We start from the raw sequence: 15287 nt of genomic DNA on the forward strand, positions 1-15287 counted from the left end.
AGAACAGTCATGATCCACAAGAGCCACGGGTTTCGCATGTCCGGGTCCGACGTCCCCATCAACCGTCACATACGGTGACCTTCGAGCGCGAGTCGGCCGGCCGTTTCCCGATCAAGATCGGAGACCCGTCATGGGCGTTGCGGACGCATTCGCGTGACACCGAGACGTCATGCGGCCACGTGGTGCTGCCACGCATCGCCCGCATCCTGGTTCCCGACCGCGTCGACCCGGCGACCGGCCAACTGATCCCCGGCGCGCGCGCACGCCTCTGTCGTCAGGAGATCTCGTACGGGATGATCTCCGCCAGGGCGGAGGCCCCGCCCATGCCGTAGTCCACCCGCAGCCGCACGAACCTGGCCGCAGTACCCTTCAGGTCCACGTCGTTCGGCGCCGTCATGCGGGGCCACTCGACCCGTTCGACGTCCCTGAACGTCGTGCCGTCGTCACTCACCTGCACCACGCCCTTCATGACGGTGCCGTTCATGTCGTAGCGCAGCTTGGGCTGGAACCGGACCGCGGACAGGTTCCTGACCCGCCCGAGGTCGACCGTGATGAAGTGTGGCTGGGGCACGATCTCGGGATAGTCGGAGTGGTAGTCGGTCGTGAGGTCGCCGTCGACCGCCCGTGCGGGGTCGCCGGCGCCGGGCTTGAAGGTGGTCGCCGTCGCGCTGAGCTCGGCAGGCGGGACCGGGGTGCCGGCCGGGGTGGCGGGCCAGACGCCGGGGGCGTTCTCGGGCTCGTCGGTGACGATCGGCCGGTCGGGGCCCGTTCCCCTGCCGCGGATCACCACGTCGGTGATGACCGCGCTGTGGTCGGAGTAGAACGGGTATGTCTGGTCGAGGGCGCTGCCCTGGTGGCTGGGCAGGCGGCGGTCGTCCGTGCGCGAGCCGAGGACGCCGACGTCCCTGCCCCGCGTGAACACGTAGTCGATGCGGGCCGGCGCGGAGCGGTAGCCGCTCATCGGGCTCCAGGTACGGCCAGGGTAGCGCCCGGCGTCGGCGTTGGCGTGCCGGAAGGTGTCGACGAAGCCGGCATCGGCGAACATCTTGGTCAAGGGCCACGGCAGCACCAGGCCCGCGTGCCCGCGCGCGTTCTTGAACTGCTCGGTCCAATCCAGGTACGGCCAGGCGTTGAGGTCTCCGCCCATGAGGACGGGGGCGTCGTCGTCGCCGATGAAAGACGGCAGCGCCTTCTCCAGGATGGCCCGGCCCATGGCGACGCGACGGAAGCGGTCGTCGTCGAGGAGTTGCTCGTCGGTCTTCGTCCGGGGCTGTCCGTAGAGGTTCTGCACGGCCGCCTCGTGGACGTCCCAGTTGGCGGAGATCTCGTGCCAGGTCCACATGCTGAAGGCGTGGACGTGCTTGCCGTTCGGCAGGCCGAGCCGGGCTCCGCCGAGGTTGAAGGAGGTGATGTCCGCGTCGGCGTAGCGCGGATAGACCTTCTCGACCTTGAGCTTCGTGTACAGCCACAGGTTGTCGCCGTTGACGCTGTAGTCCTCCGGATGGGTGAGCCGCACGCCGGAGAACCGCTTGCCCGCCGGTCGCCCGGCGTTCAGCCCGTCGAGGATCTTATGGCCCGACCCGTATCCCTCGACCACGAACAGGACGTCGGGATCGACCTCGTTGAGGTACTCGATCATCTGCCTGAGGTTCTCACCCGTTTTCTCCTGGCCATTGATCGTGCCGCCGACGTAGAGGTTCCACGACATCAGCCGCAGCGGTGTGCCCGCGAATCCGTCCGCCAGCGAGGTCACCTGGGCCTTGACCGTGACCTTCTGCTCGGGCAGCGCGAAGGGACGGCTGCGAGCGTGCCCGTCACGGCTGCGGATGGTGTCCCGCGCCCATACCTGCTCCCCGCTTCGCACGGTGATGGCGAACTCCTGCACGTGGCGCGCGCGCGGCTTGGCGGTCGCGACCACCGTGCAGGTGCTGCCCGGGCGGTCGCCGTCGCAGTCCAGCCGGTACGCGGCAGGTCTGGGGACGGGATAGGCGATGGGATTGGGGGCGGGATCGGCGGCGGCGGGAACCGGGGCGAGCAACCCGGCCACGGCCAGGGTGGCGGCGGCCAAAGGAGGAACTGATCGGCGCATGGGCGTGTCCTTCGGAGGAGGGGTGTGCGTGCGTCCCGGAACAGCGTCAGGCGTGTCGCCGGGGCGCGGCGGGCCGGGAGATCGAGCCGTCGGGTGAGAAGAACTGCTCGTCCACGTGGTCCAGGGCCAGGCAGGCCGCGCCGAGGGCGACGCATTCCTCGCCGAGCGCGGAGGGCCGGATGTCGGGGACGCGCAGGCAGTGGGGTTCGAGGGCGCGGTGCAGGGCGGGCAGCAGGACGTCGGCGGAGCGGGAGAACCCGCCGCCCAGGACGACCAGTTCGGGGTCCAGGGTCAGGACCATGGCGGCGGTGCCGAGAGCGAGATGGTGGGCGTAGGTGTCGATGGCGGCCAGGGCGCCGGGGTCGCCGGCGCGGGCGGCCGCGAAGACGAGCCCGGCGGCTTCCTGGGGCGGGGTGCCTCGGGCGGCGGGGGAGTCCTCCAGACGGGCGGCCATGGTGCGCCAGCCGGTCATCTCCATGAGGCCGACCTCGCCGGTGGCTCCGCTGAAGCCGTGGTGCAGGCGGCCGTTGAGGATGAGTGCCGCACCGGGCCGGCGGCCGGCGTGCAGGTAGACGAGGTCTCGGACGCCAGCCGCGACGCCCAGCCGCTGTTCGGCGAGGGCGGCGAGCTTACTGTCGTTCTCGACGGTGATCGGGCAGGACAGCCGCTGCCCGAGATGGCCGATGAGATCGACCCCGGGCCAGTCGGGCAGGTCGTTGACCCGGGTGACCAGGCCCTCCCGGTTGACGACGCCGATGCTGCCGATGGCGACGCCCCACAGGTCGGGCGCGCTCAAGCCGGAGGCGACGAGCGCGGCCTCGACAGCCCGCCAAACGGCCTCCAGCCGCTCGGGCCGGGCCGTGTGCCGGTCCACGGCGACCCTGCCGCTGGAAAGGGTACGCCCGGCCAAGTCGGTGATCACCGCGAGGACTTTGTGGACCCCTATGTCGATGCCGAGCACGTGCCCGGCGTCGGCGCGGAAGCGGTAGCGCTTGGCGGGCCGGCCCATGCCGCCCATCGTCGGCTCGACCTCGGCGATCCAGCCGCGTTCCTGCAGATCGGTGACCACGTCGATGACGGAGTTGCGCGACAGCCCGGTCCGGGCGGCCAGTTCGGTCAGCGTCAGCGGATCGGTTGCCTCACGCAGGGCGCGCAGGCTGCTGAGCGAGTTCAGCTGGCGCAGCCGCTGAAGGTCTCCACCGCTGACCTGCACAGGCTCTTCCTCCCATATTGACGCTCTCTGGAATATGTCCGCCTCGGGCGGCTACTGCTAGCTGGATCATGCGGCAAAAGAGGTATTGACGGCAAGACCTAGTTCGTGACTATCTATGGACTCCACAATAAATGGGAGAGTCGGGTATTGACAGTGACCATCGCGGTCGTCGGGGCGGGAGCCCGCGGCCAGATCTACGCCAGAGCAGCCGCCGCCGATGGCCGGGGGCGGATCGTCGCCGTGGCGGAGCCCGACCGGGCCCGGCGGGACAGGCTGGCCGCCGAGCACGGCGTACCGGTACAGGCGCGCTTCGCGGGATGGGCCGAACTGGCCGCCGTGCCGAGGCTGGCCGACGCCGTGGTCATCGCCACCCAGGACCGCCTGCACGTCGAGCCGGCCGTGGCCTTCGCCGGGCTCGGCTACGCCATCCTGCTGGAGAAGCCCATGGCGCCCGTCGAGCCTGAGGCGCGCAGGATCGCCGAGGCCGTCGAGCGCGCCGGGGTGATCTTCGCCGTGGGGCACGTCCTGCGCTACACCGCCTACACCAGGGCGTTCAAGCAGCTCGTTGACAGTGGCCGGCTGGGGGCGATCTCCAGCGTCCAGCACCTGGAGCCGGTGGGCTGGTGGCACATGGCCCACTCCTTCGTCCGCGGCCACTGGCGCAACGCGAGCGAGTCCGGGCCGATGTTGCTGACCAAGTCCTGCCATGACATCGACTGGCTGCTCCATCTCGTCGGAGACCGGCCGGTCGGCGTGGCCTCCTTCGGCTCGCTGACCCACTTCCGGCCGGAGAACCGGCCGCCGGGTGCGGGCAGCCGTTGCACGAGCTGCGCGGTCGAGCCCGCCTGCCCGTACTCCGCCCGGCGCCTCTACCTGGACTGTCTCGGCGATCCGGACCGTGAGTTCTGGCCGCTTGGCGCGGTGACCTCCGACGCCACGACGGACGGTGTCATTTGCGCCCTGGAAAGCGGCCCGTACGGCCGCTGCGTGTACGACTGCGACAACGACGTGGTGGATCAGCAGGTGGTGATGCTGGAGTTCGCGGGCGGCGCGACCGCGTCGTTCACGATGACCGCCTTCACCCCGCTGGAGCACCGCAAGACCCGGGTCTTCGGCACCCATGGCTTCGCCGAGGGCGACGGCCGGGTCATCAGGGTCGTCGACTTCGTGAGCGCCGCCGAGGAGCGGATCGACACTGGGACCCGCGCCGGCGCGTCGCTGGCCGACGGCCACGGCGGCGGCGACACGGGCCTCATCGCCGCCTTCATCGACGCCGTGGCCGCGGGGGACCAGGCGCCGCTCGGAGCCGGCGCGGCCGACGCGCTGGCCGGGCACCTGGTGGTGTGGGCCGCCGAGCGCGCCCGCGAGACCCGGACGGTGCAGGCCCTGTGACGACGATCCCGGCGCCCGCCCGCCTCGACCCGGCGCAAGGGTGCTTCACCTTCACCGACGCGACTCCGCTGACCGCCGAGCCCGCACTGGCCAGGGCCGCGGCGTGGCTGCGTGAGAGTATCGTTCCGGCGACCGGCCTGCCGTTGCCCGAGGGCCCCGGCGGGGTCGAACTCCGGGTGGCCGAAGGGCTCGGGCCGGAGGAGTACCGGCTCACGACCACCGGGGAGTCGGTGCTGATCGAGGCCGCGACCCCGGCCGGCGCCTTCTACGGGGCCCAGACGCTGCGGCAACTCCTCGACCCGGCCGCGTTCCGCGCAGGTCGTACCGGGAACAGGACGTGGAGCGTCCCCGCGGTCACGATCTCCGACGCGCCCCGGTACGCCTGGCGCGGCTGTCTCATCGACGTGGCCCGCCACTTCCTGCCCAAGCACGACCTGCTGCGTTACATCGACCTGCTCGCCGCCCACAAGCTCAACGTCCTGCACCTGCACCTGACCGACGACCAGGGCTGGCGGCTGGAGATCAGGAAGTACCCGAAGCTGACCGAGGTCGGCTCGTGGCGTCGCGAGTCGCCGCTGGGCGCCAGGCGGCACCGCCGCTTCGACGGCCGCCCGCACGGCGGCCATTACAGCCAGGACGACATCAGGGAGATCGTCTCCTACGCCGCCGACCGGTTCGTCACCATCGTCCCGGAGATCGACCTGCCCGGCCACACGCAGGCCGCCATCGCCGCCTATCCGGAGCTCGGCAACCTCGGCACCCCGCTGGACGTGCGTACCGAATGGGGCATCAGCGAGAACGTGCTCAACGTCGCCGACGCGACGATCGCCTTCTTCACCGACGTCCTGGAGGAGGTGCTGGAGCTCTTTCCCGGCCGGTACGTCTGCGTCGGCGGCGACGAGGTCCCCAAGACGCAGTGGAACGAGAGCGTCCCCGCCAAGGAACGCATCCGTGAGCTCGGCCTGCGTGACGCCGACGAACTGCAGACCTGGTTCATGCGGCACTTCACCGACTTCCTGCTCGCCCGCGGGCGCAGGCCGCTCGGCTGGGACGAGCTCTTGGAAGGCGGCCTGCCGCCGGGGATCACCGTGGCCTCCTGGCGCGGGACCACGTGCACGGCGCTGGCCGCCCGGTCCGGTCACGACGTGATCGTCTCGCCGTTCGCCGAGACCTATCTGGACTTCCGCCAGGCCGTGAGCGAGCAGGAGCCGGTGCCCATCGGCAGCGTGACCTCCCTGAGCGCGGTGCACGCCTTCGACCCGATCCCCGCCGGGCTCACCGAAGCGGAGCGGAGCCGGATCCTCGGCGCCCAGGCGGCACTGTGGACCGAGCACATCGACTCGCCCCGGCTGCTCGACTACATGGCCTTCCCACGCCTGGCCGCCTTCGCCGAGGCGGTGTGGAGCGGCGAGGGCGACTTCGAGGACTTCCTCGCCCGGCTCGCCGTACACGAGAAGCGGCTCGACGCGCTGGGCGTGGAGTATCGCCCGGCCGCCGGCCCGCACCCCTGGCAGCAACGCCCCGACGCCCCCGGCCACCCCCGGACCAGGGCTGAGATCGACGGCCAGCTCGCCACCTGGACCGCGAACCTGCGGTTCTAATCACCCCCACCTGGAGAAACCCGTGCGTTTTCGCCTTCCCCTGGCCGGGCTGCTCGGCCTCGCCGTCCTCGCGGCGGGCTGCGGCTCGTCCGGCGAGCCCGCCGCCGACGGCAAGGTCACCATCAGCTACGCCATCTGGGACAAGAACGACCAGGCCGCCAGCGAGAAGATCATCGCAGCCTTCCAGCAGGCCAACCCCAAGGTCACGGTCAAGCTGGAGATCACCCCGTGGGAGCAGTACTGGACCAAGCTCCAGACCGCCGCGTCAGGCGGCGCCGCCCCCGACGTCTTCTGGATGAACAGCCTCAACGTCCGCATGTACGCCAAGGGCGGCGTCATCGCACCGATCGACGACTCGCAGGCGCAGGGCCTGCCGGAGGCGGTCGTCGAGGGATACCGCCATGACGGCAAGCTGTACGGGCTGCCGCACAACGTGAGCATCCCGGCGCTCTGGTACGACAAGAAGATCTTCGACGCGGCCGGCGTCAAGTACCCCACCGCCGACTGGACCTGGGACGACGTCAAGGCCGCCGCCAAGGAACTGACCGACCCGGCCAAGAAGCAGTTCGGCATCCTGGCCCCGATGTGGGATCAGGGCGGCTTCTACAACACGATGATCCAGGCCGGCGGCCATGTGCTCTCGCCCGACGGCAAGAAGAGCGGCTTCGACGACCCTGCCTCCATCCAGGGCCTGGAGTTCTGGACCGGCCTGATCAAGGACCAGGTCGCGCCCGTCGCGGAGGTCTACACCGACACCGACCCCATCCAGTTGTTCCAGTCCGGCAAGTACGGCATGTACTACGGCGGCGTCTGGTTCGCCTCCACCTACTGGGCCAACCCGGAGATCCGCGAGCGGATCGACGTGGCCCCGCTGCCCAAGGGCCCCGCGCGGGAGGCCGTCATCCTGCTCGGCCTGGCCAATGCGGTCTCGGCCAAGAGCGAGCACCCGCGCGAGTCGGCCGCCTTCGCCGCGTTCGTCTCCTCCGAGCAGGCGCAGAAGATCCTCAGCGACAGCGGTGGCGGCGCGCTCTCGGTCCGCCCCGGCACGCAGGACGGCTGGTTCAAGGCATTTCCCTCCTGGCAACTGAAGGAGACCTACGACGCCTCGATGCCGCACGGCGTGCCGTACCCGGCGACGCTGAACACCGCGCAGTGGCAGGACGTACAGCAGAAACTGCTCGCCGACGCCTGGGCGGGCAGGCGGCCGGTGGCCGAGGTCGCCAGGGAGATCGCCGCGCAGATGAACGAGATCCTGGCCAAGGAGTAACGGATGCACTCCAAGCGCGAGTGGGCGTGGGGTTACCTGCTCATCGCCCCGATGGCGCTGGGGCTGGCCGTCTTCTACCTGTGGCCCATCGCCCAGACTCTCTACCTCAGCTTCACCGAGTCGGGCATCTTCGGCGGCTACACCTGGGTGGGGACGGCCAACTTCACCGAACTGCTCGGCGACGAGGAGGTGCTCGGCGCGCTGGGCAACACCCTGCTCTACGCGGTGCTGGTGCTGGTGGGCGTGCCGCTGTCGATCGTCGTCGCGGCCCTGCTGAACGTGCCGGGGCTGCGCGGCCTGAGCGTCTACCGGACCCTGTACTTCCTGCCGGTCGTCACCATGCCCGCCGCGGTGGGCCTGACGTGGCGCTATCTGTTCAACGGCGACTTCGGCGCGATCAACCACCTGCTGGGCAAGATCGGGATCGACGGGCCGTACTGGGTGGGCGATCCCGATTTCGCCATCTACGCGATCGCGATCGTCGGCATCTGGAGCACGATCGGCTACAACGCCGTGCTGTTCCTGGCGGGGCTTCAGGGCATTCCGCGCCCCTACTACGAGGCGGCCTCGATCGACGGCGCGGGCCGGGTGCGGCAGTTCTTCCGCGTCACGCTGCCGCTGCTCACGCCGACCACGTTCTTCGTCATCGTGATCACGATGATCAACGCGTTGCAGGTCTTCGACCTGGTCTTCCTCATGATCGATCTGAAGAGCCCGGCGCTGAGCGGCAGCCGTACGATCGTCTACCTCTTCTACGAGAAGGGCTTCGTGCAGAACCAGCGCGGGCTCGCGGCGGCGATCGCGGTCCTGCTGCTCGGGCTGATCCTCGTGCTGACCGCGATCCAGTTCAGGCTGCAGAAGAAGTGGGTGCACTATGAATAGGCCCAGAACCTGGCCGGCCCACGTGCTGCTGGCCGCGGGCGCGCTGGTGATGCTCGCGCCCTTCGCCTGGCAGGTGGTGGTCTCGCTGCAGACCCTGCCCGACTCGCTGCGGGTGCCACCGAAGTTCACACCCTCCTGGCAGTGGTCGAACTTCGCCGACGTCTTCCAGTCCGTGCCGCTGGCCAGGCAGTTCCTCAACACCATCGTGGTCACCGCCGCCGTCACCGCCGGGCAACTGCTGCTGTGCTCGCTGGCCGCCTACGCCTTCGCCCGGCTGCGTTTCCCCGGCCGGGGCGCCATCTTCCTGCTGTTCCTGGCCGTGCTCATGGTTCCGGGCGAGCTGTTCATCATTCCGCGTTACGAGATCATGCAGGGGCTCGGCTGGCTCAACACGCTGCAGGCGCTGATCGCGCCGGGTGTCTTCGGGGCTTTCGGCACGTTCCTGCTCCGGCAGTTCTTCCTCACCCTGCCCAAGGAGCTCGACGAGGCCGCGCGCCTGGACGGTGCCAACCCGCTGCAGGTCTACTGGCACATCATGCTGCCGCTGGTCAGGCCCGGCCTGCTGGCGCTGGGGCTGCTGACCGTCATGTGGTCGTGGAGCAGCCTGCTGTGGCCGCTGGTGGTCAACACCGATCCCGAAATGATGACGCTGTCGGCCGGGCTCGCCTCGCTCCGCGGGCAGTTCCAGACCAACTTCCCGATCCTGTTCGCCGGGTCGGTCGTGGCCTCACTGCCCGTGATCGCCCTCTTCACCGTCTTGCAACGGCACCTCATCGCCGGCATCGCCTTCACCGGCTCCAAGGGCTGACCTCTCTATGCTGCTTCCTCAGATCCGCAGCAGGGCGATGCCGTAGACGACGATCCAGGAGGCCCAGCCGAGCAGGCCCGTGACCGCGATCCGGTTGGTGCCGTCCGAACGCCCACAGTCCGGCCGCCGAGCCGGGGTGATGCCGGGCCGCCGCGACCATCCCGAACCGCAGCGATTCGACCACCATGAAGGTGGCGTTCTGCATGAGGACGCGGGCGAAACCGGCCAGGGCACATCGAAAGCAGTTCCTGAGAGCTTTACCATCTGGCCGGTGAGGAGCGTGGTCACGCAGTTGGTCACCTCAAGAGATGGAAGAGGCCGCCTCCGGTCTTCGGAAGCGCCTTCTACCTGCGGCGATACTGTCGGGGTGGCGGGCGGGATTTGAATCCAGGGCCCACGGATATGAGTCAGGGACCTCGTTCCCGGCCGAGGAAGCACGACAGGAGTCGCCTGAAGTCGTGCGGGTGTTCGAGCGCCGGCACGTGCCCGCATCGGCCGAGCACGTACAGACGGACATCGGCCAGGTGTTCGAGCAGGGGCGGCACGGCTGCCGTCCCGAGCGGGGTGACGCGGTCCTCGGCGCCGTGGACGAGCAGCACGGGCGCGCGGACCCCTGCCAGCGTTCGCGCCGAGAGGGTGAGGTCGTCGGCCCAACGTGCCCTGGGTGGAGGGAACAACGACGCGAATGCGGCTGCCCCCGCTCGCATCGCAGCCGCACGGGCAGCGACGGCCGACTCGGTCACGAGCGCTTGGTCGAGGACGAGACGACTCAACATGTCTCGTGCCCCGATCGGGCCGGCGGGGGCGGCCCAGACCGCGTCGAGTTCGGCGGACAGCGGCGCCCCGGGGGCGCCCATCGTCAAGACCGCCACGACACGGGTGACCTGCTGGGGACGCGCGGCCGCGACGCCAGCGCCACGGCACCGCCCATGGAGTGGCCCACCACGGCGTAGTGCTCGACACCGAGAGCATCCATCAGGCCCGCGGCCTGCTCCGTCCACAGCCGGAGCCCACCCCTGGAGCCGGCCGGGATCGGTGTACGGCCGAACCCCGCCCAGCAGCACCGCATCGACCTGTTCGCGACCACTGCCGTCGGCCCCTTCCACCTGCCGGCACTCCAGCCGGGCGGACATCGGCCGGCGCCGCAGGCGGCCCTCGCGTAGCGCCGCCGGTAGCGACCGCCATCCAGCGCCGGCGTGGCGGACGAAGCCGCCACGCCGGCAAAGGCGCAGCAACCGGGAAGTGAGGTGCTTGTCCGCTGAGCAACCTGCCCGCTCGGAGCACTGCGAGCAGAGGCAGGGACAAGCTTCACGTCACTCTCACCGATGACCATCGAAGGGGCTTCTGCGCACTCGGGCCTTGAAGCCCGCGAAGTGCGCACATGGATGGCGATGCAGCTTGTGATGCCCGCTCTCCGCCTTGGGTCGAACATGTCCATGGGGCGCTCGCGACCCTTATGAGACTTCGCATGCGCTTGAGATCATCAGCACGAGCCAGCTCGTCATCTGGCAAGAGAGCACGTACGAGCGGCTGATCGGCTCTGCTGCGATACGCCTGGGCGTTCGCGCACAGGTCAAGCCGATGATCGGACATCGTTACCGGACGCGACCGCCACGATCCGGCCGAGATCGAACGGCTTCGTACCTTACCGCTCTCACGTCGCGATCAGCAGGCTCGCCGGCCGGGCTCGCCGTGTCGAGGTTTTGGGTGGTTGTCGGCGGCGGGTCCGGAATCGGGCTGATGCCAGCCTTGGACCATCGGGGTGACGTCGACGCGGGTCCTTCTCTCAGTTCTGCGGGAGTACGGTCGCCGCGATGACGACGTTGTTGACGATGGTTGCGGTGACGGTGCGCGCAACCGCTTCGGCGGCGGCTCCGGCTCCCCAGTTGCCGTGCTCGAGCTCCTTGGCGCGGTTGATCACGGGGGTGGTCCAGGGAATCTCGGGGTGGAACTGGGGAAGCGTCCCGCTTCCCGAGAGCAGTGCGGCGAGCGCGGCGACACGGGGCTGCGGTTCCGCGCCCTCGACGAGCACGTCGCGGACGTCTTCAAGGAGCCGGGACCGGCGCCCGCTTCCACCGTCCTGGAGGACCGTCGTGGTGAACAGGCCGAGCGCCTTGCGGCTTTCGCGGCGGATGTCGCCGCGTTCGACGAGCCTGTCCAGCAGCGGGCTGCGCAATGTCGGCCCGATCGCCGCGAGCATCGTCTGGACGCCTCGGGGCTTCTCAGAGAGGTAGTCCCATGCGGAGCGGAGGATGTCGTCCGACGGCGGGCGGCCCTCGATGGCTTGCACCCGTGTCGTCCCGCCCGAGCCGGTGTCGGTTCGGACATGATCGCCGAGGGCGAGATCTGCGAGCACCGCGCCCGCGAGGGTGTAGAAGAGCGTGTTCTCGCCCGCGATGGTCCCGGTGCCCGCCTGAAGGCCCGAGTCCGGCTGGAACAGGAGGAGCAGGAGATCCTCCGCCAGGGTCGGGACGGCGAGCCGTTCCGCCTCGCCGGGTGTCTCGGTACCGCCGCCGGCGAAGGGCTCGTCAGGTTGCTGATCCATCGGTCATTCCTTTCTGTCGTGGACCGGTTCCGTCGTCGATCGGGATGGTGCTGAGGTCACGGGGTGAGCCCGTCGTGGTGTGTTCGGGGCCGTGAGCGTGCCCCAGGACAGGTGCGTGGTCAGGGTCGACTCAGCCCCAGTAGAGACCGTGTGCTGGGAACATGGGCAAATCGCGTGGGAGGCGACGGTCAGCCGCCGCCATTCGCCCCGCGCGCGATGCGCAGTTGCTCATGCGCGAGGATGCTGGCGCGGTGCAGCACATCGAGCTGGGCGGTGTTGTACAGCTCGGTCACGGCGTCGATGAACGTCCGCCGCGTGACGTGCTCGCTCTTCGACAGATGCGCCACCGGATCGCTCAGCCAGGGGTAGTCGACGAGGTTCTGGGCGAGGATCGGCGCGAGCCTCTCGGCCAGGCGCTGCCGGGTCGCCTCGTCCGCGTCGGGAGCCAAAACGTCGATGTCGCAGCCGATGGAGCCGACGTCGGCCTCCACCATGCGCCGCAGGTCCGCCATCGCATCCTCGTCATAGAGCTGCGTGTAGATGTGGATGATCGCGCTGTCGGCCTCGGACAGGCGTGACGCGACGGACTCGAACCCCGCCGGCACGTCGGCCGGCGCGTTGTCGCGCAGAATGGCCGCGATGTCGAACCGAGCTTTCTGCAGGCGCTCGATGTGTGCCGCGAGTTCGGCGTCGAGCTGTCGCAGTGCGTCCGGGGTGCTGTCGCCGCCCGCGCCGACTTCTCCGATCTGTGCGAGGGGCACGCCGAGCTCCGCGAGCCGTCGGATGCGCAGAAGGCGCACGAGATCCCGCACCCCGTACTGTTTGTATCCGTTGTATCTGCGCTCGGGCTCGTCGAGCAGGCCGAGCCGGTGGTAGTGCCGAATGGTGTTCACCGTCGTGCCGGCGAGTTCCGCGAGTTCGCGTGTACTCCAGGCCACGTCGTGTCCTTCCCGCGCTCACAGAGCAGTCGTCATCTCACAGCGCTCCAGCGTGGCACACACGGTCACCGCGCTGGTGTCACAGAGCGCGCTATTCCGATCGGTACATAAGTCGGGGCGCACTCGCGCCGGCGGATCTCGTCACGTCCCGGGCAAGCGCGACGAGGAGCGGGACGAGCAACGCGGCGCACAGCGACGGCAGAGGCCGCGAGCCCCGTCGTGCCCGGTACGACAAGCCCGGCGACGGCAGCCGCGCGCCTGCTACGGCTGCCAGTTGCGCAGGGCCATGCCGGCGATGTCCTGGAGGTCGTCGTGACCGAGGCCGCCGGCGGCCTGGACGGCGATGCCGAACGCCACCGTCATGATGTAGCGGGCGAGCCGGCCTGCGTCGGCGTCGCGGGGAAGGTCGCCCTCGTCCACGGCGCGGCGGAAGCGCTCCTCAAGGCGTCGGCCCGCGTCGTTGCGCCTGTACTCTTCGGTACCGATCGCTACCGAGCGGCCGGTCATGCTGGGTGCTCTCTGGCGGTAGCGCAGGCGACGACGGGACCGGGCGTCCTACCAGCGGTGGTGCACCTGGGGCCGGATCAGGTCGTCGTAGACGGCGCGGACGGCCTCCAGGGTCGCGGCGTCCAGCGGGGGCAGGTCCGCGGCGGCGGCGTTCGCGGTGGTTTGGGCCGGGTTGCGGGCGCCGGGGATGACCACCGAGACGCCCTCCTGGTCGAGGATCCAGCGCAGTGCGAACTGGGCCATGCTCGCACCCGGCGGCACCAGCGGAGCCAGGAGGCGGACCGCCTCCAGGCCGGTGGCGAAGTCGACGCCCGAGAAGGTCTCGCCGACGTCGAACGCCTCCCCGTGCCGGTTGAACGCGCGGTGGTCGTCGGGGGAGAAGGTGGTGTGCTCGTCGTAGCGGCCCGACAGCAGGCCGCTGGCCAGCGGGACACGGGCGATGATGCCCACCCCGGCGGCGCGGGCGGCGGGCAGGACCCGCTCCAGCGGCTTGAGCCGGAAGGCGTTGAGGATGACCTGCACCGTCGCCACGCCCGGCCTGGCGATCGCGGTCAGCGCCTCCTCGCACGTCTCCACGCTCACGCCGTACGCGGCGATCTTCTTCTCGGCCACCAGGGTGTCGAGGGCGTCGAACACGGCGTCCGCCGAGTAGACCGGCGTCGGCGGGCAGTGCAGCTGCACCAGGTCGAGCGTGTCGACGCCGAGGTTGCGGCGGGAGCGGTCGTTCCAGGCGCGGAAGTTGGACATCACGTAGTTGGCGGGGATCTGCTCCACCCGCCGCCCCATCTTGGTGGCCACGGTCAGCCCGGGACGATCCTTGATGAAACGGCCGACGATCTGCTCGCTGCGCCCGTCTCCGTAGACGTCGGCGGTGTCGATGAACGTGACACCGCCGTCCACGGCCGCTTCGAGGGTCGCGCGGGCCTCCCCCTCGCTGACCTCGCCCCAGTCGGCGCCGAGCTGCCATGCGCCCAGGCCGACCACGCCGACCTGCCGACCGGTACGTCCCAACACGCGGTGTTCCATGGACCGTCCTCCGTTACGGGTGCCTGGGGATCCAGTGTCCCGTATGGCGGCCGCCCGGCGGGACGGGTTGCCCCCGCCCCCCCGCTACGCTGAAAGCCATGATTCGCCCCGCCACACCCGCCGACGTGCCCGTCATCGCCATGCTGATCCGCGAACTCGCCACGTACGAGAAGGCCGAGCACGAGGTGCGGGTGACCGAGGAGCAGTTGCGTACGGCGCTGTTCGGCGACGCGCCCGCCGTGTTCGCCCACATCGCCGAGCACGACGGCGAGGTGGCCGGGTTCGCCCTGTGGTTCCTGACCTTCTCGACGTGGAAGGGCGTGCACGGCATCTACATGGAGGACCTGTACGTACGCCCCGAGCACCGCGGCGGCGGCTACGGCCGGGCGCTGATGGGCGAGCTGGCCGGGATCTGCGCGGAACGCGGATACGAGCGGCTCGAATGGGCGGTGCTCGACTGGAACGAGCCGGCCATCGGCTTCTACGAGAACCTCGGCGCGGTGCGCCAGGAGGAGTGGCCGCACTACCGCCTGAGCGACGCTCCGCTGCGACGCCTGGCTGACCGGCCCTGCTGATCGGCTCCGGCGGCTCCGCCGGCCGGGGCGCGCGGTCACGCAGGTCACGGAGCGTGATGTGACCTGCGTGACCTCCGCGTCACACGCCGGCGTGGGTCTTGGTACGGGTCTCCGCCTGCTCGTACATCTCGGACTCCGGCCCTTCGAGCTCGCGGTGGGTCTCCTCGATGCGGAGCGCCACCCCCAGCGCGAAGAACGACGGCGCCCACTCGCCGATGAAGATGCCCCAGCGGTCGGCCCTGTCGATGCCCGCCGCCTCCATCTTCTTCGACATGAACCAGGCCGTGAAGGAGATGGCGATCGACGCCATCCCCGCGGTGTACATGTGGCCCGACTTGAACCCCATATGGTGAAGCTTCTTGATCATGTTTCTCCCCCCTTGCTGGAGTGCTGTTACCCGGAGGGGACCGTGATAAGCGATCATTTCCAGCTCGTTTCCGCCGT

Annotated in this window: 16 protein-coding genes; 7 read left to right on the forward strand and 9 right to left on the reverse strand. The window is 69.8% G+C overall.

Features of this window, described 5'->3' with window-relative positions; genetic code table 11:
- Positions 1–74: 74 nt before the first annotated feature.
- Positions 75–332, forward strand: coding sequence for a hypothetical protein (locus tag ABGB01_RS08775; protein WP_347772124.1), 258 nt, complete (start codon positions 75–77; stop codon positions 330–332).
- On the opposite strand, the gene ABGB01_RS08780 is transcribed toward ABGB01_RS08775, so the two are convergent.
- Together ABGB01_RS08780 and ABGB01_RS08785 are read right to left on the reverse strand one after the other, a co-directional pair.
- The gene (locus tag ABGB01_RS08780) at positions 275–2089 is read right to left on the reverse strand and encodes an endonuclease/exonuclease/phosphatase family protein (RefSeq protein WP_347772126.1); all 1815 of its coding nucleotides are present in this window, start codon (positions 2087–2089) and stop codon (positions 275–277) included. The genes ABGB01_RS08775 and ABGB01_RS08780 overlap by 58 nt on opposite strands.
- A 46-nt stretch (positions 2090–2135) precedes the next feature.
- Complete coding sequence (locus ABGB01_RS08785) at positions 2136–3302, reverse strand: ROK family transcriptional regulator (protein WP_347772128.1); 1167 nt, start codon at positions 3300–3302, stop codon at positions 2136–2138.
- A gap of 153 nt (positions 3303–3455) precedes the next feature.
- Between ABGB01_RS08785 and ABGB01_RS08790 the strand changes: the two genes are divergently transcribed.
- From ABGB01_RS08790 to ABGB01_RS08810, 5 genes are read left to right on the forward strand one after another with little or no spacing between them, the layout of a single operon-like run.
- A complete protein-coding gene (locus tag ABGB01_RS08790) occupies positions 3456–4694 on the forward strand; it encodes a Gfo/Idh/MocA family oxidoreductase (protein ID WP_347772130.1) in 1239 nt (412 codons plus the stop codon).
- Positions 4691–6295: a beta-N-acetylhexosaminidase gene (locus ABGB01_RS08795; RefSeq protein WP_347772132.1), complete on the forward strand. Its 1605-nt coding sequence runs from the start codon at positions 4691–4693 to the stop codon at positions 6293–6295. Before ABGB01_RS08790 ends, ABGB01_RS08795 begins: the two co-directional genes overlap by 4 nt.
- A gap of 22 nt (positions 6296–6317) precedes the next feature.
- Positions 6318–7562 carry a sugar ABC transporter substrate-binding protein gene (locus ABGB01_RS08800; protein ID WP_347772134.1) on the forward strand — a complete coding sequence of 415 codons (1245 nt, stop codon included), beginning with the start codon at positions 6318–6320 and terminating at the stop codon, positions 7560–7562.
- Between the two features lie 3 nt (positions 7563–7565).
- A complete protein-coding gene (locus ABGB01_RS08805) occupies positions 7566–8444 on the forward strand; it encodes a sugar ABC transporter permease (RefSeq protein WP_347772136.1) in 879 nt (292 codons plus the stop codon).
- On the forward strand, positions 8437–9252 hold the full coding sequence (locus tag ABGB01_RS08810) for a carbohydrate ABC transporter permease (protein WP_347772138.1): 816 nt from the start codon (positions 8437–8439) through the stop codon (positions 9250–9252). Before ABGB01_RS08805 ends, ABGB01_RS08810 begins: the two co-directional genes overlap by 8 nt.
- Before the next feature lie 18 nt (positions 9253–9270).
- Here ABGB01_RS08810 and ABGB01_RS08815 read toward each other — a convergent pair whose 3' ends face one another.
- From ABGB01_RS08815 to ABGB01_RS08840, 6 genes are all read right to left on the reverse strand, one after another.
- Positions 9271–9540 carry a hypothetical protein gene (locus ABGB01_RS08815; protein ID WP_347772140.1) on the reverse strand — a complete coding sequence of 90 codons (270 nt, stop codon included), beginning with the start codon at positions 9538–9540 and terminating at the stop codon, positions 9271–9273.
- A gap of 119 nt (positions 9541–9659) precedes the next feature.
- Entirely contained in the window at positions 9660–10124 is a 465-nt protein-coding gene (locus ABGB01_RS08820) for a hypothetical protein (RefSeq protein ID WP_347772142.1), read from the reverse strand.
- A 914-nt stretch (positions 10125–11038) separates the two neighbouring features.
- On the reverse strand, positions 11039–11797 hold the full coding sequence (locus ABGB01_RS08825) for a GPP34 family phosphoprotein (protein ID WP_347772144.1): 759 nt from the start codon (positions 11795–11797) through the stop codon (positions 11039–11041).
- Positions 11798–11985: 188 nt separating this feature from the next.
- On the reverse strand, positions 11986–12735 hold the full coding sequence (locus tag ABGB01_RS08830) for a MerR family transcriptional regulator (RefSeq protein WP_347772146.1): 750 nt from the start codon (positions 12733–12735) through the stop codon (positions 11986–11988).
- A gap of 261 nt (positions 12736–12996) precedes the next feature.
- Positions 12997–13242 carry a hypothetical protein gene (locus tag ABGB01_RS08835; protein WP_347772148.1) on the reverse strand — a complete coding sequence of 82 codons (246 nt, stop codon included), beginning with the start codon at positions 13240–13242 and terminating at the stop codon, positions 12997–12999.
- Between the two features lie 48 nt (positions 13243–13290).
- A complete protein-coding gene (locus ABGB01_RS08840) occupies positions 13291–14268 on the reverse strand; it encodes an aldo/keto reductase (protein WP_347772150.1) in 978 nt (325 codons plus the stop codon).
- Between the two features lie 98 nt (positions 14269–14366).
- Between ABGB01_RS08840 and ABGB01_RS08845 the strand changes: the two genes are divergently transcribed.
- On the forward strand, positions 14367–14843 hold the full coding sequence (locus tag ABGB01_RS08845) for a GNAT family N-acetyltransferase (protein ID WP_347772154.1): 477 nt from the start codon (positions 14367–14369) through the stop codon (positions 14841–14843).
- 79 nt (positions 14844–14922) lie between these two features.
- On the opposite strand, the gene ABGB01_RS08850 is transcribed toward ABGB01_RS08845, so the two are convergent.
- Positions 14923–15210, reverse strand: coding sequence for a hypothetical protein (locus ABGB01_RS08850; RefSeq protein ID WP_347772156.1), 288 nt, complete (start codon positions 15208–15210; stop codon positions 14923–14925).
- Positions 15211–15287: the final 77 nt, after the last annotated feature.

Source organism: Nonomuraea sp. B5E05, from assembly GCF_039880665.1.
Classification (GTDB): Bacteria; Actinomycetota; Actinomycetes; order Streptosporangiales; family Streptosporangiaceae; genus Nonomuraea.